The sequence below is a fragment of the Yersinia sp. LJYL362 genome (genome assembly GCF_048323875.1).
On record NZ_JBLWEX010000288.1, the window covers coordinates 13,130 to 36,970 of the forward strand.

Consider the following 23,841-nt stretch of genomic DNA (forward strand, 5'->3'; position numbering starts at 1 on the left):
TTAATGATGATTTTTGCCGCTTTCTGTTGTCTTATCACCACAGATCTCCAAACCAGTTTCTGGTATCCTTGCGACGAATTGCTAACAAGAGGCTTCATGTAGTTATGTCAGGTTGGCGTAAAATATATTATAAGTTATTGAATTTACCACTTAAACTGTTGGTAAAAAGCAAGGTTATTCCGGCAGATCCTGTGACTGAGTTAGGGTTAGACCCGTCTCGTCCTATTCTGTACGTTTTGCCTTACAATTCTAAGGCTGATTTACTGACTTTGCGAGCGCAGTGTCAGGCACAGGATCTGCCCGACCCATTGATTCCATTGGAAATCGATGGCGTGCAGCTTCCCAGCCATGTCTTTATCGATAACGGCCCGAGGGTGTTTCGCTATTACGCCCCGAAGCAGGAATCGGTAAAGTTATTCCACGATTATCTCGATCTGCATCGCAATAACCCAGCGCTGGATATCCAAATGCTACCGGTATCGGTGATGTTTGGCCGCTCTCCTGGGCGTGAAGGCCACGGTACGCCACATCTGCGCGTACTGAACGGCGTGCAGAAATTCTTTGCTGTATTGTGGCTGGGCCGCGATAGTTTCGTGCGTTTCTCAACCACGGTTTCACTGCGCCGGATGGCCAGTGAGCATGGTACAGATAAAACAATTGCCCACAAACTGGCACGTGTTGCGCGGATGCACTTCTCGCGTCAGCGGTTGGCTGCGGTTGGCCCAAGCCTACCGGCGCGTCAAGACCTGTTCAAGAAGCTGTTAACCTCCAAAGCGATTGAAAAAGCGGTTGCCGACGAAGCTCGCACCAAGAAAATTTCCCATGAGAAAGCACAGCAAAACGCCATAACGCTGATGGAAGAAATTGCCGCCGACTTCTCTTATGAAGCCGTGCGTCTGTCGGACAGGGTATTGAGCTGGACGTGGAACCGCTTGTATCAGGGGATTAATGTCCATAACGCGGAGCGTGTACGGCAGTTGGCACAAGATGGCCATGAGATTGTCTATGTGCCTTGCCATCGCAGCCACATGGATTATCTGCTGCTCTCCTATGTGCTTTATCATCAAGGGCTGGTGCCGCCGCATATCGCCGCCGGTATTAATCTCAATTTCTGGCCTGCCGGCCCGATTTTCCGCCGCCTGGGTGCATTCTTTATCCGTCGCACATTTAAAGGCAACAAACTCTATTCAACCGTGTTCCGTGAATATCTGGGCGAGCTGTTCACCCGTGGTTATTCAGTGGAATACTTTGTTGAAGGTGGGCGCTCACGTACTGGCCGCCTGCTGGAGCCCAAAACCGGCACGCTGTCGATGACCATACAGGCGATGTTGCGCGGCGGTTCACGCCCAATCACCTTGGTGCCGATTTATATCGGCTACGAACATGTGATGGAAGTGGGGACTTACGCCAAAGAGCTACGTGGCGCGACCAAAGAGAAAGAGAGCCTGTTGCAGATGCTGCGGGGCTTGCGCAAGCTGCGCAATCTCGGTCAGGGCTACGTCAACTTTGGTGAGCCTATCCCGTTGACCACTTATCTGAATACTAATGTGCCGCAATGGCGTGATGCTATCGACCCTATTGAAGCACAACGCCCAAGCTGGTTGACGCCAGCGGTGAATGATTTGGCCGGTCAGATTATGGTCCGAATTAACAATGCGGCGGCGGCCAATGCCATGAACTTGTGCTCTACCGCATTGTTAGCGTCACGTCAGCGCTCACTCACCCGCGAGCAGTTACTTGAGCAATTGGATTGCTACTTGCAGCTGATGCGCAATGTGCCTTATGCGAAAGACGTCACCGTGCCGGATAAAACGCCGGAAGAGTTACTTAATCACGCCTTGAATATGAATAAGTTTGAGGTCGAGAAAGACAATATTGGTGACATTATCATCTTGCCACGGGAACAAGCCGTGCTGATGACCTACTATCGCAACAATATCCAGCACTTGCTTATCTTGCCATCACTTATTGCCAGCATGGTCATGTACCAACGACGCATTACCCGTGCCGAATTGTTACGTCAAATCAGTATGATCTACCCAATGCTGAAAGCTGAGTTATTCCTGCATTACAGCAAAGAGCAACTGCCACAGACCCTGGATACGCTGATTGATGAACTGGCGCGCCAGCAGTTGATTTGCGACAAAGGGAACGAGTTAGTGCTGAACCCAGCCCGTATTCGCCCACTGCAATTACTGGCGGCTGGGGTGCGCGAAACCCTGCAACGCTATGCAATTACTCTTTCGTTACTCAGTGCGAACCCAAGCATCAATCGGGGGGCGCTGGAGAAAGAGAGCCGCATTATGGCGCAGCGTTTGTCTGTTCTGCATGGGATTAACGCACCGGAATTCTTCGATAAAGCCGTGTTCTCAACACTGGTAGGCACATTGCGCGAAGAGGGTTATATCAGTGATAGCGGCGATGCGATTCAGGAACATACGCTGGAGGTTTACAATATGCTGAGTGCATTGATGACACCGGAAGTGAAACTGACGATTGAAAGTGTCAGTATGCCGGCAGAAACCAATAACCTGCTGCCAGAACCCGAGGCAGAGGATAAAGAAGAGAACTAACGCCTTGCAGCACTGAGCTACAGGGTTAAACAAAAATGGCCAGATTCATCCTCTGGCCATTTTTTTAACTGTATCCTGGTTGCAGATTTACTGCCAATAGCTAATAAGAATCCCAAGAAACAACACCAATCCCACATAATTATTGTTCAAGAATGCACGGAAACAGGGATCACGTTCGCGCCCGGCAATCATCTTCTGTTGGTGGACAAACAACGCACCTGCCAGCAGAATTGACCAATAAAATGCTCCGCCAAGATTCATCAGCCAGCCAATAGTCACCATCAGTACCAGCGTTGCCAGTTGCAGCAAACCAATAATCAGCTTGTCCTGTTGACCAAACAAAATCGCAGTAGATTTGACGCCAATTTTCAGATCGTCATCACGGTCAACCATCGCATATTGGGTGTCATAAGCCACCGTCCAGCAGATATTAGCCAATAAAAGTAACCAGCAGACCAAAGGTAAACTTTCGCTCACGGCGGCAAATCCCATTGGGATTGACCAACCGAAGGCCGCGCCCAAGACCACCTGAGGCAGATGCGTAACCCGCTTCATAAAGGGATAAACCCAGGCTAATGCCAGTGCGGCCAGTGACAGCCATATAGTCATGCTATTGAGCGTTAATACCAGCCCAAACGAGAGCAATACCAAGACGACAAACAGGACTTTGCTTTCTTTCTCACTGATAAGGCCGCTAGGTAATGGCCGCGATGCGGTACGTTTCACAAAACCGTCAATGTGCCGATCAGCATAATCATTGACGACACACCCAGCGGCGCGCATGAAAAAGACGCCCAAGACAAAAACAATCAATATTTTGGTATCGGGAATACCTTTCCCCGCCAACCATAATGCCCAGAGCGTTGGCCACAACAGTAATAATGAGCCAATGGGTTTATCTATACGCATCAAACGGCAATAAGCCCGCCATTTGCTTTGAACATGACTTCCCTTCAATTTCTCACTCTCCAAAATCTCACCGCCTCTTAAATCGAATATAGCGGCGAGGCGGGTAAAAAAACCTCAGTCAGTAACAGGGGCTTACCTGACAAGCGCAGCAACGAACGGCGTGCCCAAAGCTCATCCTGCCGCCCAACTTGAATATAATCCCGGGTTAAATTGTTGCCACCAAATAAATAACGCCCAAGGGGTAATGTCCCTAAATCCACCAGCGCCCGATCCGAACCCGACAATGTCTCCTCTGGGATAACCGTGCGCCCAAGCAACCACGGTTCATTATCCCCACACAACACAATCTCGCGCAGCCAATAGCGCTCACTTACCGGCAGATGTTCAGCATCTTCACCTAATGCATTACGTGTAATAAAGCATTCCCGTTGTGGCTCGACATGAACCTGCTGACAATGCTGCTCAAAACGTCGGGTCATTGAGCCTAATTCCATCAACCAATCCGCGATTGCGACTGGTAGATTCGGCTGCTCAATAGCACACCATTGGATAGGCTTTATAATTGATGCATCGCCGGTAGACATACCACTCCCTGCCGGGGATAAAAAAATCTATCCCCGCAAATTCGTCAATAGAGAGCCATTGTAGCGCAGAATGGGCCTCCGGCGACATCAGGTTACTTTTTAATACCATCAACAAAATGAACGGCCTAATGACGCGTATACTTCTCAATATGCTCAAGGATAAATCCAACCCTCATCTTGATTCCCCAAGGTTGCTGGCCGTTATCCTGATCCCTTGGTGAATAATATCCTTCATCTGCGTTACCGAAATCGATAGGATAAAAGGTGTTAGTTTTCTTATCATATAAAACATTATTAAAGTTCAAATCATTATGGATACTGTTGTAGCGCCCTAAATCATCCATCATGCTTAAAAATCGCTCTCTCGCATTGGCCGGGTAAATCTTGGTCTTAATCTGCGTTAGCATTTTGCCTGGCACACGATACATTCTTATATAGTATTGATTATCAGCACTAATTAACTCGGCAGAGCCTTCGCCGTAGAATCGATTAAAAAACTCAACTTCTTTCGTGAAGACACGGTTTATAAACGCACTATCTCGTGTCAATATTTTCTTTAAAACAAAACCGGGGTTATTGGCATCCAGATAAACTTCAGCCGTCAATCCACTGCCAATGTGTTTACCTAATTTAATTTCAGGATTAAAGTCAGGATTAGTCGTTTTTGATAAGGATGGCCCGCCACCAAGAAGCCTGCCTTGTCGCGTAAATTCGGGGCCGAATTTCAAAACAACGCCCAAGTCCTTACCAGTGGCTAAATCAACTTCCCAATAATAAGCACCGCTGCTCCCCTGTCTGACCCACGCCTCACGCATTCCATCTGCTATTTGTGGATCGTTAAGTTCAACCCGTTGCACTTCAATTGGCTTTCCGTGTGGGCTTGGTATCATTTGGCGATCAAGTTCAGTCGCCGTGGGTGATAGCTCAGGAAAACCTGATGCGGCGGTGCCCTGCGAAAGGGGTTCAATCAACTTCACCCCGCGCTCCATTCCCCTGAGTTGACCTGCCTCCATCAACATCGCCACCATACCTGCTGCCATATTCTCATTTTCGTGGCGAGAACGCGGCCCTTCGACTCGGGCGATGGTACACATCGGGTTCGGTAACGGGAGTTTGCACACCCAATGTTCTTCTAACGATGCCCAGGCATTACGCCAAAAACGCGCATTCTCTGACTCTGGCAAGTAGTCCCTGGTAAGGGCATTGATTTTATTTTTCAGTACCTCCCCCACTGGCCGCTGGCCCTCGGTAATTAATATCTCTATTGCCTGAGCCCGGATTGCTGGATGAGATTTGATTCGCACATGGTATTCATCTTTTTTCGCTTTCATCGTTTTGACCACGTCAATCAGCCTGCCGTTATTGCCGATCAGCGACATATTGGCAACAGTACGATCACTCGCATCCCGTCGCCGTTTGAATTCGTCAAAAGGTGAATCGACTTTTTTCTCTGCAGCACCAAACTGGGGGTCCTGGCGGTAAATATATTGCCGGGGAAAATAAATGTCCTTTACCTTATTTTCGACCAGAATCTCTCTGATCGCCTGATCGTCATCAAACGCAGCGGGAGAATGACGATAAGCTAAACGCCTATCGAGATAATTTAACTGTCGTTCTATTTTTTCTGGTTCGGTTTTATAAAGTCGGTCATGCGCCAGAATGTATAAGCGCTGGTCTGGCCCCAAAAATTGAGCCAGTGCTTTAAGCTCTACCTCAAACCGCTCATATTCCAAATCTATAGCTGTGTCAGCAACAATGTTGTCTGCCAATTGTTTTATGCTATTAAAGGCCGTTTGAGCATCTTCAGACAAATGGGATACATCAATAGATCCGCCAGTGCGTTTGATAGCCAGTGCCGCTTGATCCAAGGTGAGAGGTTCGATTTCATTGGATTGACTGAAATGAGATAAGAAGATAGCCGTCGGGCTGTAGCGCCCGCCACCGGCTTGATGTAACTGCGCTTCTTCCTGAAGCAACAACGTATACAGTTGCTCGGTAGTCTTGCCTTCCAGTTCAACAAGGGCTTTGCCTTGCAATTGATAATGCAACTTGAGCGTGATTTTGAGTGAGAATGCCAGACTGCCGACGGCGTGCTCAAAATCGAGAAATTGTGTGAAGTCCTGCTGGCTACAGATATCAAACCCAATCTTGACGCACCCGTTTAAAATCATCTCTGCCAATTCGGGTGATTGCCTTTTCAGGTAGCTCCCTTGGGCATTTCTCGGGGCAAATCCATTGGCCAGATAAGCCTGCGCTGAGAGCAATATCGCCGGCGGATCATTCATTCCTTCATGGATAACTCTTAACGCCGTGACAGCTCTGGCAACCGGCTGTTCAGGCAAACCCAGTTGATCCAGTTCCCAATTGCTCAAATCCGCAGTGGGAATCTCTGCTATTTCACCATAGCGATTGCCATAATGGGAATAGTTGTAAAGTAGCGCAGCCTGAAGCTGGATCTCTTTATTTTCAGGTTGATAAATTGCGGCTGATAACTCAGCCAACGTGAGCTTATCCTGTTGATATAGCCGCCAGGCAAGGCTAAGAGCGGCAAGTGGCGTGAGTTTTTCATCTTGAGAAAGCGCCCATCCTTTCTGATGCAACCTAAAAAGAGTTTCCCGTTCCAAACTGATAATTCGAGCCTTTTCATACCCTTGAGCAGGCGTTAATCCGGGCCTTAAACGCGTTAAATCATCTAAGTTAGCGGCATACTCCATACCTTCAACATCATGAAGTTGTAAATAAAAATCGACAATTCTCCCCACTCGGGCATCACTGATTTCTGGAAATTGTCTAATCCACGTTTGCTGGTCCAATTCTCTGGATCGTTCAATGAGCTGCATCGCGTGGCTAAACACCGGATCCGCAGTAGAACTGACATTAGGTAACTCTTTTGCCATTTGTTCTAACAGCACATCATCTCGTGCCGTCACTTTTAAGGGTAAGGCTTTTTCCTCCATAAGGTAGGTCAGTTGAGCCATGATCGAACTCATGGTTAGCAGCGCAATATTATCTTCTGATATCGGCGGGAACCACAGTTGAGAGGCGAATGGCGTCGAGCACGACGATGTTGTATCCCATGAACACAGTTGGATTTCCTTCAACATCAACCCATTCCTTTAATTGAATAGCTGAACAATAAGGAGCCTTTTGATATGACCCCAACATGCCATCCAAGATACCGATATCGTTTAAATTATTAGCCTCACAGATTCTTACTTATCTTTTGTCTCTCTACCTACTGACGGGTATAAATCTAAACGAAAAAAGGTGCGCCAAGGCGCACCAATCATCCAGCCATATTCAGCAGTGCCGGGATTTACCCCTTGCCTTTTACACTACCAATAAAGGTTTTTCGGGCTGAAGTTGAGCCCAAATGTTCCGCTTCGTTCAACAATTTCAGCGCTTTATCGACATCACCGGATTTCACCGCGTCTTTAATCGCCTGGTTGAAGTAGTTTTCAGTCTCGCTCAGCATCGGCTCTGTCGGTTTTGCTGGCGCAGGTGCTGCGGCTAGCGCAGGTTGAACAGCGCTGCCCACCACCACTGGCGTCGACGCCGGGGCTGACTGTATCAAGCCAATCATGATGTTACCCATGCCTTGCTCGGCAGTGGCTTTAATTCTCAAATTTCCGGTCGGGGTATGTTTGGCAATCGGGTCTGGAATATCCGGTACGGCATTGCCCACGCCCATGGCGTAAGCTTTGGCTGGGTCAAGAAGTTTGGTCGTTTTAGCCAGGTCCTCACGGGTGGTGTACACCAACAGATAGATCTGTTTTTGCCCCAATGCCGGAGTCAGTTTCATTACGCCTTGCAGCCGATCGCTGGTCATGATGCCCGCTTTTTCATAAGTGAAATAGCTGGAAGGATAATAAGCCGCCGGGCGCATTTGTTCGTCTAATACCAAAACGCTCGGGGAAAATAGTTGGTTATCAGTGACTAAGCTGCTCAGTGTGATCTCCATTGATCCACGATCGGCAGGTAAAGCAAAAGCGGCCACCGACCCTTCCACATTCCCTTGAGAGATTTGCGGGCTGGAGGTCGTGAGCTTGATATCTTGCGTCGCCGGGGGCACTAAGGGCTGCCAGGGCAACTGTTGTAAAGTCGCTGTACTAATCGTTGGCGCGATAGATACATTCGCCGGAGAAATGGTTGACTCCGCATGCACAGCCAGAGGTGCGGTGACCCCTAAAGCCAATGCCAGACAGAGTGTCAGCAGATTCTTTTTCATTATTGTACCCTCGTACATTGAGCGTCAGCGCTAACTGTGCACAGGCAAGGTCGGCAAAGTTAACCAATTAATTCCGTCATACTTCAGCAAACAGAACAGCCGCCCCCAAGGGCGGCTGCATCACTGCTGTTACCACCAGGCTTCGAATTGCGCGCCGAAGGTGACTTCGTTATTTTTGCCGCGGCTGTTGGTACCAATAGTACCGTTTTGCGCTAAGCCATTGTCCGCGCTACCACGAACATCGTTATAGCCCCACTTCTCATCCCAGTTAGCATAAGTTGCGAAGACACGGATCGCCGGACGAGACCAGATGCTGTCACCTGCCTGCCATTGTTGTGCCAAAGTCAGTTTGTACTGACCGTTACGCTCGCCAGTTTTTTGTGATTTAACATTGTCGTAGCCGGCTTCCAGCAAGGTACTCATGATTGGCGTCCATTTGTACATTGGGCGCACACCCAAGCTGTACCAAGTGGTGCCGTTGTTATTGTCCCAATCAGTATCCTGATACAGGCCGACATACATCATGTCCCACTTCTCAGCCAGGTTAATGGCACCGTGGTCGATAACCCGCAGTCTGTGGCCGTTGTTATTAACGTTTGCGCCTTCGGAGTGACCTGATTGTGCTGATGTCATGGCATCGGTGGCATATTGCACCACGAACTTGTTAAAGCCGCCCATCATGCTTTGGGTATGCTCAACGGTGAGCATCACACCATCTTTAGAAGCATCTTTGGCTAACGCGTAATCTTTCTGGGTATTGGCGCGGCCATAATCCACACCAAACTCTAATGTGCCGCCTGGGTTAGTTTCTAAACCGGCTAAACGGATGTCAAACACATCGTTGGCGGTGTGGTCCGCATCTTTACGTGCATTATCAATCCAGGCACTTGAGCCACCGGCTTCTGAGTTACGGGTTGCTGCTAGCGATAATTTACCGAAGCCCAGATCAATGGTCTCTATACCTGCACCTGGGCCAGAAATATCCCAGTAATAGAAGTCAATCATATGGACGTCATGACGTTGATAGAAACGTTTACCCGCCCAGATAGTCGAGCCCGGTAATGCTTCAATGAGATTCTTACCCTGCACGTTGGCTTCACGGAATGCCGGTTCGGTGGATTCCCAGTCATTTTGTTGCGAAACGGAATACGCCACGTTGGTATCTAAGTAGAAGCTCTTGTCACCTTCTTTCCACAACTCTTGGCCTAATTTAATTTCCGCATAAGTTTCACATTCGTTACCCAGACGGTATTTACTTTGAGCACCGGTTGCTTTGAAACATTGCTGTTCACCGCCGCTACCCGTCCAGCCGATACCAGAACGTGCATACCCGTGGAAATCAACAGCCATAGCTTGAGTGGAAAGGACACCAGCGGCAACAGCCAGTGCTATCGGTAACTTGCGCAGAGTAGTCATCAGTAATCTCCTGTTATATTTGCCTGTCGGCATGCGTGCTTAACATTTTCCGAAACTGACCGTCGTGGTAACTAGACGCCCAGTTCTTGGTACAATCGCTTACACGCAGTGCCATCTTCACGGAACAGATGACAACGGTATGGCGGCAGACCGATGGCGAATGTTGCACCTTCTTCTACCAGCACCACGTCGTTCTGGCGGTAGACCAGGTTTTGACGTATTGCAGGGATTTGGATGTGAATTTGAGTCTCATTACCCAGTTGCTCTACCACCTGAATCTCGCCTTCCAGCGTCACTTCAGAGGCACTGCTTGGCAGCAGATGTTCCGGGCGGATACCCAAAGACATATTTGCACCGACATGAACTCGCTCACCTTCCACCGGCAGCCACACTAACTGGCCATTAGGATTGGGCAGTTCGATCTGCACCTGATGAGGTTCAACGGCGGTCACTTTAACCGGTAAAAAATTCATTTTTGGCGAGCCGATAAAGCCCGCGACAAAGCGGTTAGCTGGATAGTGGTACAGTTCCAGTGGCTTACCGACTTGCGCCACATTGCCCGCATCCAACACCACAATTTTGTCGGCCAAGGTCATGGCTTCGACCTGATCGTGGGTGACGTAAATCATGGTGCGTTGCAGGCGCTTATGCAGGCGCGATATCTCGATGCGCATTTGAACCCGCAGTGCGGCATCCAGGTTGGAAAGCGGTTCGTCGAGCAGAAAAACATCCGGCTCTGCGACCAAGGTACGGCCGATGGCAACACGCTGACGCTGACCACCTGATAGCGCTTTAGGCCGACGTTCCAGCAGGTGAGCCAGTTGCAGCACTTCAGCTACCTGATTCACCCGTTGGTTAATTTCTGCTTTTTTCACACCGGCCAACTTCAGGCCAAAAGACATGTTCTCTGCTACAGACAGATGGGGATACAGCGCATATGACTGGAACACCATGCCGATACCGCGTTCAGATGGCGGCACCTCATTCATCCGCTTACCACCAATCAACAACTCACCCGACGTAATGTCTTCAAGACCGGCAATCATCCGCAACAGCGTTGACTTTCCACACCCGGATGGCCCAACAAAAACAACAAACTCACCGTCATCGATTTCCAAATTGATGTCTCTGGAAATCACAGCCTCACCAAAGGCCTTATAAACGCCGCTCAGCGTTACATTAGCCATCTGTTACTCCTTTGCTTACGCAAACAACTTTTCATATGAACCTGACTGAAGAAAAATGGCGGAAGCAAATTCCGGCATGACCCATCGATGACTCCCAGCCCCCTGATGACTCTCTTGCTGCGCGCCGTACCGCCATGCCTTAGCAAGGTTGCCCCGGACGACGTCGCGGCGTGAGTATAGGGCCGCACGTTGGTTAACGCTGCAACGTCCTGATCTGCCTGGGTGATAATTAACCGAACAACCCCATTTGGTTGGTGACGCTGTTTCAATGACGGCGATAATGCGGGAGTGCCACTATTTGGTAATCATCCGTAACAAAGTTTTTCATGGGGGAGGAGATGGGAGGATGAGGGAACGACCACCGCGAGCAGAAGTTCCATCACAAATACAAATACGTGACCTGACACGCAAATTTCGACCTACATTATTGTGTCTGACACCACAGAATAGGCCGCAGTGTTAAGTCGGTCACAATAACTCGTCGGGGGGCGTAGAGAGGGGGAGGATGATGCTGTATCTAGTTGTGACTCAATATGTCAGCGTAATGTATTAGTCCCTGTAATAAACGCTTTGGTCAGTGCAATAAATAGATGTAATGACTCACAAGAAAGTCGGTACCCACAAAATTGGATAAAAGGATTGGATTATGACTCGCAGCTTCACAAAATCCGGCATTGGTAAGACCGCACGTGTTTTGGCTCTTTCAGCGTTAACCACGCTGGTGCTCTCTTCCTCTGCTTTTGCCAAAATTGAAGAAGGTAAGCTGGTTATCTGGATTAATGGCGATAAAGGCTATAATGGGCTGGCAGAAGTCGGTAAGAAATTTGAGAAAGATACCGGCATCAAAGTCACTATCGAGCATCCAGATAAACTCGAAGAAAAATTCCCGCAAGTGGCTGCCACTGGCGATGGCCCGGACATTATCTTCTGGGCACATGACCGCTTTGGTGGCTACGCGCAATCTGGCTTGCTGGCCGAACTGCACCCGTCTAAAGCTTTCCAGGACAAACTGTTCCCGTTCACGTGGGATGCTGTGCGCTTTAACGGCAAGCTGATTGGCTACCCAATTGCAGTCGAAGCACTGTCACTGATTTACAACAAAGACCTGGTCAAAGAAGCCCCGAAGACCTGGGAAGAAATTCCAGCACTGGATACCACCCTGCGTGCGAATGGCAAGAGCGCCATCATGTGGAACCTGCAAGAACCCTACTTCACCTGGCCACTTATCGCCGCTGACGGCGGTTATGCGTTCAAATCTGAAAACGGTGTTTATGATGTCAAAAACGTCGGCGTGAACAATGCCGGTGCGAAAGCGGGTCTGCAATTTATTGTTGATCTGGTGAAGAACAAACACATCAATGCTGATACTGATTACTCCATCGCAGAAGCGGCCTTTAACAAAGGCGAAACCGCGATGACCATCAATGGCCCATGGGCCTGGTCAAATATTGATAAGAGTAAAATCAATTACGGCGTGACGTTGCTGCCAACCTTCCATGGCCAACCTTCCAAGCCGTTCGTGGGTGTTCTGACTGCCGGTATTAACGCTGCCAGCCCGAACAAAGAACTGGCGACTGAATTCCTGGAAAACTATCTGATAACTGACCAAGGCCTGGCTGAAGTCAATAAAGATAAGCCTCTGGGCGCTGTTGCACTGAAATCATACCAGGAGCAACTGGCAAAAGACCCGCGTATTGCGGCCACTATGGATAACGCCACCAAAGGCGAAATCATGCCGAATATTCCGCAAATGGCCGCCTTCTGGTATGCAACCCGCAGTGCGGTGTTAAACGCCATCAGTGGGCGTCAAACTGTAGAAGCTGCACTGAACGATGCAGCAGCCCGTATCGTCAAATAATAGTTTCACCTGCAAAAGGGGCGCGGTTCGCCGTGCCCTGATACCACTTGCTGTAACACTATAACCATACTCAAAGTAATTGCTGTTACAGCAAGGCAGCCAATGAATGACAAATCGGTGAAAACCGATTTGAACAGCATTTATGCTAGCCCGTAGGGTGAGCCTCTTTGAGGCTCATTAATCCCGATGAACTTACACAAGTAAGTGATTCGGGTGACAAATCTGCAGGGAGCAGATTTGAACGCTGCTTGCAGCGGCCTCAAAGAGGCGAGGGCCATGGATGGGCCGAGTAACGAGAGCAGCTAACACCGCTGTAACGTCAAGTACGAAGAGTATGAAAGGGAACATTATGCAGTTATCCCACACCGAATACCAAAGCCGTAAAAAGAAAACCGCCTGGTGGCAAAGTGATGTCCTTAAATGGCTGATTATCGGCACATTAAGTCTATTCACCTGCTATTTGATCGTGTTGATGTATTCTCAGGGCGAATATCTTTTTGCCATCGTGACGCTGATTCTGGTGAGTCTGGGGCTGTATGTCTTTGCCAATCGCCGTGCTTATGCCTGGCGTTATGTTTACCCTGGTGTTGCTGGGATGGGGCTATTTGTTCTGTTCCCTCTGATCTGCACCATCGCTATTGCTTTTACCAACTACAGCAGTACTAACCAGTTAACTTTTGAGCGCGCCCAGTCCGTATTGATGGACCGGCAGTTTCAGACCGGCAAAACCTATACCTTTGGTCTTTATCCAAATCATGACCAATGGCAGTTACAGCTGACTAATCCGGATGACAATACTGTCCTGATTTCAGAGCCATTCAGCTTGAATGCCACTGGCGAGCAAAAAATACCGGTTACGCCAGCCAGTGCTGAGCAAACGAGCGAACGCGCCTCTCTGCGTATCATTACCCAAAATCGCCAGGCACTGAGTGGGTTAGTCGCTATCTTGCCAAGTGGTGGAGAACTGCGCATGAGCTCTCTGCGCCAATTCTCAGGAACCAGCCCACTCTATAAGCTAGGTGCTGACGGTAAGGAACTGATTAATCAGCAGACAGGTGTGATATATCGACCAAATCTTGATACTGGCTTTTACCAGGCAATCAATGCTGACGGTCAGTGGGAAAATGAAAAACTCAGCCCTGGTTTTACCGTCACAATCGGCTGGAAAAACTTCCTGCGGGTACTGCATGACGAGGGTATTCAGAAGCCTTTCATCTCAATATTTATTTGGACGATTATCTTCTCATTGCTGACTGTCGTGCTGACAGTTGCCGTCGGCATGGTGCTGGCCTGTGTCGTGCAATGGGATTCCCTGAAAGGTAAGGCCGTCTATCGGGTGTTGCTGATCCTGCCTTACGCCGTACCGGCGTTTATCTCGATATTGATTTTTAAAGGGTTATTTAACCAAAGCTTCGGTGAAATTAACCTGATGCTAAACCATTTGTTTGGTATCAAACCGGCCTGGTTTAGCGACCCTATCACCGCCAAGAGCATGATACTGATCGTCAATACCTGGCTCGGTTACCCTTATATGATGATTCTGTGCATGGGGCTATTGAAAGCGATCCCAGATGACTTATATGAAGCATCAGCAATGGATGGTGCTGGCCCATTCCAGAACTTCTTCCGCATTACTTTACCTTTACTGATTAAACCATTAACGCCATTGATGATTGCCAGTTTTGCCTTTAACTTTAATAACTTTGTACTGATTCAGTTATTGACCAATGGTGGCCCAGACATGATTGGTACCACCACCCCGGCGGGATATACCGATTTACTGGTCAGCTACACCTACCGTATCGCCTTCGAAGGCGGCGGCGGGCAGGACTTCGGGCTAGCCGCGGCTATCGCAACACTGATTTTCATTCTGGTAGGCGCACTCGCGATACTGAATTTGAAAGCCAGCAAAATGAATTTTGATTAAGGAGGAGATGCAGATGGCCATGGTTCAACCTAAATCCCAGCGTTTGCGTCTATTAGGCACTCATTTTCTGATGCTGTGTTTTATCGCGCTGATTATGTTCCCGCTGCTGATGGTCATTACCATTTCACTGCGGCCCGGCAACTTCGCCACCGGTAGCTTGATCCCCGACCAGATATCGTGGGAACACTGGAAGCTGGCGCTGGGTATGAGTGTGACACACGCCGATGGCAGTGTGACACCGCCGCCGTTCCCGGTGATGCTGTGGTTATGGAATTCCATCAAGATTGCGGTGATTACCGCCATTGGGATTGTTACCCTCTCCACCACTTGTGCTTACGCCTTTGCGCGCATGCGTTTTCGCGGAAAAAGTACCCTGCTGAAAGGAATGTTGATCTTCCAAATGTTCCCCGCGGTGCTGTCTTTGGTCGCGCTATATGCTTTGTTTGACCGCTTGGGGCAATATCTGCCGTTTATCGGGTTGAATACCCATGGTGGGGTTATTTTTGCTTATATGGGGGGGATTGCCCTGCACGTCTGGACCATCAAAGGCTATTTCGAAACCATTGATAATTCACTGGAAGAGGCCGCGGCCCTGGACGGAGCAACGCCATGGCAAGCTTTCAGACTGGTGCTATTGCCACTGTCAGTGCCCATTTTGGCCGTGGTCTTTATTCTGTCGTTTATTGCCGCCATTACTGAAGTTCCGGTCGCCTCATTGCTATTGCGGGATGTGAATAGTTACACCCTGGCAGTGGGTATGCAGCAATACTTGAACCCGCAAAACTATCTGTGGGGCGATTTTGCCGCGGCCGCCGTGTTATCGGCCATTCCTATCACCGCCGTCTTCTTACTGGCGCAGCGCTGGCTAGTCGGTGGCCTCACGGCCGGTGGAGTGAAAGGTTAAAGATTCAAAATTTCATCACCCAATACCCAAAGTAATTGGAATTGTAGCTAGGCAACAAACGAGTGAATCCCGATGAGCTGACTCAAGTCAGTGATTCGGGTGAGAGAGAGCAGTAAACAACGCTACAATTTCAAGTAAGAAGGGTATTTTTTCCCTCTGGTACTGTGTCTTTAGGGCGGCCGTAATGGCCGCCATTTTTATTTCTATAAACAAATAATACCCAAAATCATTGGCGTTACAGCAAGGCAGCAAGCGAATAAATCCCGATGAGCTTACTCAAGTAAGTGATTCGGGTGCATGAGTGCAGCTAACACCGCTGTAGCGTCAAGGATGAAGGGCTATTCTCTTTTCAGTCGCTCGGTATTGGCTAAATACAACGTCACTACCAGCAGCAATATCGAACCCGAATAAATCAGCGTATCAATTGGATTCTCATGATCAACAATGATCAAGCGGATAATTGCGGTGATGCCGATATAAATAAAATAGCGCAGTGGGAAGTGATAGCCGGACTCAAAGTATTTAACAATCAATGCAATAAACTCGAAGTACAGAAAGTAAATCACAATCCCTTCAATCAGCATGTAAGAAGATGCATCCTGATTATTGACGAATAAGACCTTTCCAAGGTGGAAAGTTTCTTTTATCAGAAAGACCACCAAAATAGCGGCCAATGCAATCAACCCCACATTCAGTAAACGCTGTAGATTTTTGGCTATCCACTGCGAGCGCGAATTTTTGGCCATAAATAATCCTATTGAAAGTAGGTGAAATAATCCGGGCCGAAAAAAAGCCCCTTACTGAGTAAGGGGCTAATAAGCACGGATCAGAGAGCTTAAGCCCGCAAGCTTAACGCCAGCTCTTGAAACGGTTAATCAACGCATTGGTAGAACTGTCATGGCTAGTGACTTTTTCATCACCTGCCAGTTCTGGCAAAATACGATTCGCCAGTTGTTTACCCAGCTCTACACCCCATTGGTCGAAGGAGTAGATATTCAGGATAACCCCTTGCGTGAAGATCTTGTGCTCATACAGCGCAATCAATGCACCCAAGCTGAACGGCGTGATTTCGCGCAGCAAGATAGAGTTGGTTGGGCGGTTACCTTCGAACACTTTGAATGGTGCAACATGAGCCACTTGCTCAGGTGTTTTGCCCGCAGCGGCAAATTCAGCTTCCACTTCATCCAATGTTTTGCCGAAAGCTAGCGCTTCAGTTTGTGCGAAGAAGTTAGACAGCAGTTTCGCGTGGTGGTCACTCAATGGGTTATGACTGATAGCCGGTGCGATGAAGTCACAAGGGACCAATTTGGTGCCCTGATGGATCAACTGGTAAAACGCATGCTGACCGTTAGTACCAGGCTCACCCCAGATGATTGGGCCAGTCTGGTAATCAACTGGTTTACCATCCCGGCCAACATATTTACCGTTGGATTCCATATTGCCCTGCTGGAAATAAGCAGGGAAACGGTGCATATATTGGTCATATGGCAGGATGGCTTCGGTTTCTGCACCAAAGAAATTGTTGTACCAGATACCAATCAATGCCAACAGAATAGGCAGGTTCTTCTCCGCCGGAGTTTCTGCAAAATGTTTATCCATGGCATGTGCACCACTGAGCAACCGTTCGAAGTTTTCGAAACCAACCGACAGCGCAATAGACAAGCCGATAGCAGACCACAGGGAATAACGGCCACCGACCCAATCCCAGAACTCAAACATATTGTTAGTATCAATACCAAACTCGCCTACCGCTTTGGCGTTGGTCGACAATGCCGCAAAGTGTTTAGCAACATGCTTCACATCTTCAGCGGTAGACAAGAACCAGTCACGCGCACTGTGGGCGTTAGTCATGGTTTCTTGAGTGGTAAAGGTTTTTGATGCGACCAGGAATAGTGTGGTTTCTGGGTTCAGCGGTTTCAACGTTTCAGCAATATGAGTGCCATCCACGTTAGAAACGAAATGCATATTCAGATGATTTTTATACGGACGCAGCGCTTCGGTCACCATGTAAGGGCCGAGATCTGAACCACCGATACCGATATTCACCACATCAGTAATCGCTTTGCCGGTATAGCCTTTCCAGTCACCGCCAATCACGCGGTCACAGAACTGTTTCATTTTAGCCAGTACTGCGTTAACTTCCGGCATCACATCTTTGCCATCGACCACAATCGGCGTATTGCTGCGGTTACGCAGAGCAACATGCAGTACCGCGCGGTCTTCGGTGCGGTTGATTTTCTCACCGGAGAACATGGACTTAATTGCACCAGCCAGATCAGTTTCTTTAGCCAGAGCTTGCAGTTTTTCCATGGTTTCGCTGGTAATGCGGTTTTTGGAGAAATCCACCAGCATTATATCTTTAAGAATCCCTGTCGCTGTATCTTTAACGTAAAACGTCTCTGAAAACTTGTTAAAACGCTGGTTGTCCTTGGCAAACAGATCACTGATTTTCACGTCTTTCATCTGTTCAAAGTGTTGCTGTAACGCTTTCCAGGCAGCGGTTTGACTAGGATTAATATTTTTCATAGCGGCGCTCTTCTAGGCTTAAGGATTAATGAAACGAATACCTTGATTGTATCCTGTTACCCTGTGATTGAGATCTCTTTTCTTGCGATAGGTATTATCTCTCGAAACAACTATTGATCTGATCCATGTTTCTCAATACCTCGGTTCATCTTAAGATTTTTAATCATAATCTGAAGACCTTCAATCATAGCAGTCGCTCACATTCAGGCCAGTATCCAATCAATTTAGTGATATGAGGGAGCATATTATTAAATATGAAAATACCTCATAGCCATTTCATTGACAGAAAGTGGATAACCCGTTATTTCCTTGTACAGAGAAAAATACAGCCGACCACCCGAGATGGCATCTGACACGAGGTTTTTTAGATGATTTCCGCTTCACAACCACAGACTGCACCCCAACAAGCTCGCTCCGCGCCATCCCCAACTGTCGTCGCCAAATTTGGTGGTACCAGTGTGGCTGATTTTGATGCCATGAGTCGCAGCGCTGACGTCGTTTTATCGAACCCGAATGTTCGTTTGGTGATTTTGTCGGCTTCCGCCGGGATTACCAATCTGCTGGTCGCACTGGCCGATGGCTGCGAACAGGAAACACGCGCCCTTCATTTAGATGAAATCCGCCGCATTCAATACGGTATTCTCGCTAAACTTTCTGACCCAGCCGTTATCCGCGAAGAAATTGACCGCATGCTGGAAAACATTGCCATGTTGTCAGAAGCCGCCAGTCTGGCGACCTCGGCAGCACTGACAGATGAACTGGTCAGCCACGGCGAATTAATGTCGACATTATTGTTTGTCGAACTGTTGCGCCAACGCCAAGTGGCGGTGGAATGGTTTGATGTACGCAAAATTATGCGCACCAATGATCGCTTTGGCCGAGCCGAGCCAGATACCCATGCATTATCCGAACTGGCTCAGGCCCAGTTAGCGCCACGTATCGAGCACGCTATTATCGTGACGCAAGGTTTTATCGGGAGCGAAAGTAAAGGTCGCACCACCACGCTAGGTCGGGGTGGCAGTGATTACACCGCGGCATTGCTCGGTGAAGCACTGAATGTCAGCCGCATTGATATCTGGACAGATGTTCCGGGGATTTATACCACTGACCCGCGTGTGGTGCCCGGTGCAAAACGTATTGATGAAATCGCTTTTGAAGAAGCTGCTGAAATGGCGACCTTTGGTGCCAAAGTGCTGCACCCGGCAACTTTATTACCGGCGGTGCGTAGCAACATCCCGGTGTTTGTCGGGTCGAGCAAAGAGCCTAAAGCCGGCGGCACCTTAGTGTGCAATGAGACTGACAATTCTCCGTTGTTCCGAGCTTTGGCATTACGCCGTAAACAAACCCTGCTAACCCTGCACAGCCTGAATATGCTACACGCACGCGGTTTTTTGGCGGAAGTGTTTAACATTCTGGCACGCCACAATATCTCGGTTGATTTGATAACCACCTCTGAAGTGAGTGTAGCGCTGACTCTGGATACGACCGGCTCGACATCGACGGCTGGCAGCCTACTAACCAGTTCGCTGCTGACGGAGCTATCCTCCCTGTGTCGGGTTGAAGTAGAAGAGGATCTGGCATTGGTGGCAATTATCGGGAACAACCTGTCGCAAGCCTGCGGAGTGGGTAAAGAGGTGTTCGGCGTGTTGGACCCATTCAATATTCGTATGATTTGTTACGGAGCCAGCAGCCACAACCTGTGCTTCCTGGTACCGGGCACTGATGCAGAGAAAGTGGTGCAAACGCTGCATCACAACCTCTTTGAATAACTGATGATTTGAAAAAAAACCGGCACTTGCCCCATAGGCAGTGCCGGTTTTTACTGTTTGAGTTCTAAATAAACCGATCAAGAAATGTTCTGTTTCAACTCAGCTTTAATAGCATTAAATAAAATTTTTTCCTGTTGAGCACAGGCGTCTCGCTGAAATTTATTCGTTGCATCCTTTGCCATATTCTGAACACTGGAGAAGCTACTTATCAAACTACGTAATTTATTCTCTGACGGTCCAGACACCGTAGCTTTGGTTGCTGAAGGATCGGCAAATCGAACCTGTTTCTGCTGCGATTGTTGAGTAAGCGTATTGAACTGCTTAATATCTCGCGAAATAGTTTGCCCAATGCAAGTACTACCGTTAGATATCCGAGAGAACTTGCTGGCAATACTGTTACCTAATGCTGCGACTTTCAGATTTTTTTCCGCTGCGAAAAGCCCTGAAGCCCTTTCTAGTCTTAATATTCCGGACAATTTCATTTATCGTCTTTCCTCTGCTTCAATAGTTTGAAACAGAGTAGCGAATTAGCTCAAACCTCTTCTATCATTAATTGAGGATAATTCGCTTTTCATTGTCAATCAGCATCGTAACCCAGATTCGGGGCCAACCAGCGCTCGACTTCAGCAACCAGCATCCCTTTACGGGCAGCGTAATCTTCAACTTGATCTCGCTGAATCTGCGCCACTGCAAAATATTTGCTGTCCGGATGACTGAAGTACCAACCCGATACCGATGCCCCCGGCCACATGGCGTAGGATTCCGTCAGTTTCATACCCGTATGAGTTTCCACATCCAGCAACTGCCAGATTTGGCCTTTCTCTGTATGCTCAGGGCAAGCCGGATACCCCGGAGCCGGGCGGATCCCTTGATAATTTTCCCGCACCAACTCTTCGTTGCTCAGATTCTCATTCGGTGAGAAGCCCCAATACACCTTACGTACCCGCTCATGCAGATATTCCGCAAAAGCTTCTGCCAGCCGGTCAGACAGCGCCTTAATCATGATTTTGTTGTAATCATCATGTTGAGCATCATAGGCATCGGCCAGAGCATCCTCTTCCAGCCCGCCGGTAACCGCAAAAGCACCGTAATAATCAGCTTTACCGCTGGATTTAGGTGCGACGTAATCAGCCAGACAATAGTTCGGAAAATCGGTTTTCTCGGTTTGCTGGCGCAAGTGATGGCTAACCACCAGCACTTCATCACGTCTTTCATCGCGATAGATTTCGATGTCATCGCCAACACTGTTGGCCGGAAATAACCCGACGACACCTTTTGGATGCAGTAAGCCCTCCGCTGACAGCTTATCCAGCATCTCATTAGCATCAGCAAACAGGCGTTTGGCCTCTTCACCGACCACTTCATCTTCCAGAATACGCGGATACTTACCCGCCAGCGACCAGGTCATAAAGAATGGCGTCCAGTCGATGTAGTTACGCAAAGTTTCGATGCTGGCTTCCACCGATTGCACACCTAACTTATGCGCCACTGGTGGAGTATAATTTTCCCAATCAATAACGGTGTGGTTATCTCGTGCCGCTTGCAGACTGACCGGCGGGGTACGTGGTTTTTTACGCGCATGTTGAATACGCACGGTTTCATACTCTTTGCGAGTTTTCGCTATAAAATCATCACGTTGCGTATCAGATAACAGTGCCGAAACCACCCCAACACTGCGCGATGCGTTAGAGACATACGTGGTGGACCCACTGTAGTTCTGCTCAATTTTAACTGCGGTATGGGCTTTGGAGGTGGTGGCCCCCCCAATCAACAGCGGCAAGGTGAAGCCCTGGCGCTCCATCTCTTTGGCGACATTCACCATTTCATCGAGCGATGGCGTAATCAGACCAGACAAACCAATAATATCGACCTTTTCTTCCCGCGCGGTACGCAGAATCTTTTCAGTCGGCACCATCACGCCCAAATCTATGATTTCATAGTTATTACACTGCAACACCACACCGACAATGTTTTTGCCGATGTCATGCACATCACCTTTAACCGTCGCCAGCAAGATTCTACCTGCCGTAGTGCCTTTCTGCTTACTGGCTTCAATATAAGGTTCGAGATAGGCGACAGCTTGTTTCATCACTCGGGCGGATTTTACCACCTGCGGCAGGAACATTTTCCCCTCGCCAAACAAGTCACCCACCACATTCATCCCAGCCATCAATGGCCCTTCGATAACCTCGATTGGGCGGTCGGCCTGCTGACGGGCCTCTTCAGTATCCAACTCAATGAACTCGGTAATCCCTTTAACCAATGAGTATTCCAGGCGTTTTTTCACTGGCCAGCCGCGCCATTCCGCTTGCTGAACCGCCACCTCATCACTCTTACTGCCACGGTATTTTTCTGCCAGATCCAGTAGGCGCTCGGTGCTGTCATCACGACGATTCAGAATGACATCTTCAACCGCATTTCGCAGTTCATCTGACAGGTCGTCATAGATAGCCAACTGCCCGGCATTCACGATACCCATATCCATTCCATTACGAATGGCGTAATAAAGGAATACCGCGTGAATAGCTTCCCGCACCGGATCATTACCACGGAAGGAGAACGAAACGTTGGAGACACCGCCTGAAATCATGGCATGCGGCAGTTCGGCTTTGATATCGGCACAAGCTTCAATAAAGTCGACGGCGTAGTTGTTATGTTCTTCAATCCCGGTAGCGACGGCGAAAATATTCGGGTCAAAAATAATATCTTCCGGCGGGAAGCCAACGGTTTCAGTCAGAATTTTATAGGCGCGGCGGCAAATCTCTATCTTGCGCGCGCGAGTATCTGCCTGCCCCTGTTCATCAAACGCCATCACCACCATCGCCGCGCCATAGCGCCGCACCAGTTTGGCATGATGAATAAAGGCATCGACTCCCTCTTTCATCGAAATGGAGTTAACGATGCCCTTACCCTGAATACATTTCAGACCTTTTTCGATGACATCCCATTTGGAGGAGTCAATCATAATCGGCACCCGGGCAATATCGGGTTCGCCGGCAATCAGGTTAAGGAAACGCACCATAGCGGCTTCGGCATCCAACATGCCTTCATCCATATTGATATCGATGATTTGCGCGCCGCTTTCAACCTGCTGACGAGCCACATCGAGCGCTTCGCCATATTTCTCTTCTTTTATCAGCCGCTTAAAACGAGCTGAACCTGTCACGTTAGTCCGCTCACCGACGTTAACAAACAATGTGTTGGCATCGATTGTTAGTGGTTCCAGCCCCGCTAAACGGCAAGCGACCGGAATATCTGGCAATGGACGTGGTGCAACGCCAGCGACAGCTTTAACCATCGCGGCGATATGACGTGGTGTGGTACCGCAGCACCCACCAACAATATTTAAAAACCCTGCCCGCGCCCACTCACCAATCTGCTCGGCCATCTCTTTGGCTTCCAGATCATATTCACCAAAAGCATTAGGCAAACCGGCATTCGGGTGCGCACTGACATAATATTCAGAAATTCGCGATAACTCAGCGACATATTGACGTAGCTCATCCGGCCCCAATGCGCAGTTCAGGCCAAAAGAGAGTGGCTTCACGTGGCGCAGGGAGTTATAAAAAGCTTCGGTGGTTTGGCCGGATAGAGTACGGCCAGAAGCATCGGTAATGGTGCCGGAAATCATCACCGGCAGCAGCACCCCCATAGCTTCAAATTCAGATTCGACAGCAAAGGTGGCAGCTTTGGCATTCAGGGTATCGAAAACCGTTTCAATCATAATTAAATCGACACCGCCCTCAATCAGAGCACGGGTCGATTCACGATAAGCCTCAACCAACTGATCAAAACTGACATTACGAAATGCCGGATCATTCACTTTCGGTGAAATAGACGCGGTTCGGTTGGTCGGGCCAAGCACCCCGGCAACATAGCGTGGTTTGTCGGGCGTGCGGGCAGTCCATTCATCAGCACAGATACGGGCCAGTCGGGCAGCTTCATAGTTAATTTCAGCTG

At 48.8% G+C, this 23,841-nt stretch carries 15 protein-coding genes; 5 read left to right on the top strand and 10 right to left on the bottom strand.

Features of this window, described 5'->3' with window-relative positions:
• Positions 1–104: 104 nt before the first annotated feature.
• Positions 105–2,573 carry a glycerol-3-phosphate 1-O-acyltransferase PlsB gene (gene plsB / locus ACNSO8_RS19735; protein WP_418395620.1) on the top strand — a complete coding sequence of 823 codons (2,469 nt, stop codon included), beginning with the start codon at positions 105–107 and terminating at the stop codon, positions 2,571–2,573.
• An 87-nt stretch (positions 2,574–2,660) separates the two neighbouring features.
• Here the strand turns inward: plsB and ubiA are convergent, their stop codons facing one another.
• From ubiA to malK, 6 genes are all read right to left on the bottom strand, one after another.
• Entirely contained in the window at positions 2,661–3,530 is an 870-nt protein-coding gene (gene ubiA / locus ACNSO8_RS19740; protein WP_418395621.1) for a 4-hydroxybenzoate octaprenyltransferase, read from the bottom strand.
• A gap of 29 nt (positions 3,531–3,559) precedes the next feature.
• The gene (gene ubiC, locus ACNSO8_RS19745; protein WP_418395622.1) at positions 3,560–4,066 is read right to left on the bottom strand and encodes a chorismate lyase; all 507 of its coding nucleotides are present in this window, start codon (positions 4,064–4,066) and stop codon (positions 3,560–3,562) included.
• Between the two features lie 125 nt (positions 4,067–4,191).
• Positions 4,192–7,170 (bottom strand): hypothetical protein, encoded by a 2,979-nt coding sequence (locus ACNSO8_RS19750; RefSeq protein ID WP_418395623.1) that lies wholly within the window; start codon positions 7,168–7,170, stop codon positions 4,192–4,194.
• A 212-nt stretch (positions 7,171–7,382) separates the two neighbouring features.
• Positions 7,383–8,294 (bottom strand): maltose operon protein MalM, encoded by a 912-nt coding sequence (gene malM, locus ACNSO8_RS19755; protein ID WP_418395624.1) that lies wholly within the window; start codon positions 8,292–8,294, stop codon positions 7,383–7,385.
• 129 nt (positions 8,295–8,423) lie between these two features.
• On the bottom strand, positions 8,424–9,710 hold the full coding sequence (locus ACNSO8_RS19760) for a maltoporin (protein WP_418395625.1): 1,287 nt from the start codon (positions 9,708–9,710) through the stop codon (positions 8,424–8,426).
• A gap of 71 nt (positions 9,711–9,781) precedes the next feature.
• Positions 9,782–10,897 (bottom strand): maltose/maltodextrin ABC transporter ATP-binding protein MalK, encoded by a 1,116-nt coding sequence (malK, locus tag ACNSO8_RS19765; RefSeq protein ID WP_418395626.1) that lies wholly within the window; start codon positions 10,895–10,897, stop codon positions 9,782–9,784.
• A 646-nt stretch (positions 10,898–11,543) separates the two neighbouring features.
• Here malK and malE point away from each other — a divergent pair.
• The 3 genes from malE (at position 11,544) to malG (ending at position 15,586) form a co-directional block, all read left to right on the top strand.
• On the top strand, positions 11,544–12,755 hold the full coding sequence (gene malE, locus ACNSO8_RS19770) for a maltose/maltodextrin ABC transporter substrate-binding protein MalE (protein ID WP_418395627.1): 1,212 nt from the start codon (positions 11,544–11,546) through the stop codon (positions 12,753–12,755).
• Positions 12,756–13,104: 349 nt separating this feature from the next.
• Positions 13,105–14,682 carry a maltose ABC transporter permease MalF gene (gene malF, locus ACNSO8_RS19775; RefSeq protein WP_418395628.1) on the top strand — a complete coding sequence of 526 codons (1,578 nt, stop codon included), beginning with the start codon at positions 13,105–13,107 and terminating at the stop codon, positions 14,680–14,682.
• A 13-nt stretch (positions 14,683–14,695) separates the two neighbouring features.
• Positions 14,696–15,586, top strand: coding sequence for a maltose ABC transporter permease MalG (gene malG / locus ACNSO8_RS19780; protein ID WP_004391866.1), 891 nt, complete (start codon positions 14,696–14,698; stop codon positions 15,584–15,586).
• Between the two features lie 338 nt (positions 15,587–15,924).
• Here malG and psiE read toward each other — a convergent pair whose 3' ends face one another.
• Both psiE and pgi read right to left on the bottom strand, forming a co-directional pair.
• Positions 15,925–16,332 carry a phosphate-starvation-inducible protein PsiE gene (gene psiE, locus ACNSO8_RS19785; protein ID WP_004705335.1) on the bottom strand — a complete coding sequence of 136 codons (408 nt, stop codon included), beginning with the start codon at positions 16,330–16,332 and terminating at the stop codon, positions 15,925–15,927.
• A 103-nt stretch (positions 16,333–16,435) separates the two neighbouring features.
• On the bottom strand, positions 16,436–18,112 hold the full coding sequence (gene pgi / locus ACNSO8_RS19790; RefSeq protein ID WP_418395629.1) for a glucose-6-phosphate isomerase: 1,677 nt from the start codon (positions 18,110–18,112) through the stop codon (positions 16,436–16,438).
• A gap of 368 nt (positions 18,113–18,480) precedes the next feature.
• On the opposite strand from pgi, the gene lysC reads away from it, so the two are divergent.
• Positions 18,481–19,881 (top strand): lysine-sensitive aspartokinase 3, encoded by a 1,401-nt coding sequence (gene lysC / locus ACNSO8_RS19795; RefSeq protein WP_418395630.1) that lies wholly within the window; start codon positions 18,481–18,483, stop codon positions 19,879–19,881.
• 77 nt (positions 19,882–19,958) lie between these two features.
• Here lysC and ACNSO8_RS19800 read toward each other — a convergent pair whose 3' ends face one another.
• Both ACNSO8_RS19800 and metH read right to left on the bottom strand, forming a co-directional pair.
• Entirely contained in the window at positions 19,959–20,363 is a 405-nt protein-coding gene (locus tag ACNSO8_RS19800) for a hypothetical protein (RefSeq protein ID WP_418395631.1), read from the bottom strand.
• A 95-nt stretch (positions 20,364–20,458) separates the two neighbouring features.
• A partial coding sequence (metH, locus tag ACNSO8_RS19805) for a methionine synthase (protein ID WP_418395632.1) occupies positions 20,459–23,841 on the bottom strand: 3,383 nt, incomplete at its 5' end.

Coding starts and splice junctions, on each gene's coding strand:
- plsB (WP_418395620.1), top strand. CDS start 105: ATGTCAGGTTGGCGTAAAATATATTATAAGTTATTGAATTTACCACTT.
- ubiC (WP_418395622.1), bottom strand. CDS start 4,066: ATGTCTACCGGCGATGCATCAATTATAAAGCCTATCCAATGGTGTGCT.
- ACNSO8_RS19750 (WP_418395623.1), bottom strand. CDS start 7,170: ATGTTGAAGGAAATCCAACTGTGTTCATGGGATACAACATCGTCGTGC.
- malM (WP_418395624.1), bottom strand. CDS start 8,294: ATGAAAAAGAATCTGCTGACACTCTGTCTGGCATTGGCTTTAGGGGTC.
- ACNSO8_RS19760 (WP_418395625.1), bottom strand. CDS start 9,710: ATGACTACTCTGCGCAAGTTACCGATAGCACTGGCTGTTGCCGCTGGT.
- malK (WP_418395626.1), bottom strand. CDS start 10,897: ATGGCTAATGTAACGCTGAGCGGCGTTTATAAGGCCTTTGGTGAGGCT.
- malE (WP_418395627.1), top strand. CDS start 11,544: ATGACTCGCAGCTTCACAAAATCCGGCATTGGTAAGACCGCACGTGTT.
- malF (WP_418395628.1), top strand. CDS start 13,105: ATGCAGTTATCCCACACCGAATACCAAAGCCGTAAAAAGAAAACCGCC.
- malG (WP_004391866.1), top strand. CDS start 14,696: ATGGCCATGGTTCAACCTAAATCCCAGCGTTTGCGTCTATTAGGCACT.
- psiE (WP_004705335.1), bottom strand. CDS start 16,332: ATGGCCAAAAATTCGCGCTCGCAGTGGATAGCCAAAAATCTACAGCGT.
- pgi (WP_418395629.1), bottom strand. CDS start 18,112: ATGAAAAATATTAATCCTAGTCAAACCGCTGCCTGGAAAGCGTTACAG.
- lysC (WP_418395630.1), top strand. CDS start 18,481: ATGATTTCCGCTTCACAACCACAGACTGCACCCCAACAAGCTCGCTCC.
- ACNSO8_RS19800 (WP_418395631.1), bottom strand. CDS start 20,363: ATGAAATTGTCCGGAATATTAAGACTAGAAAGGGCTTCAGGGCTTTTC.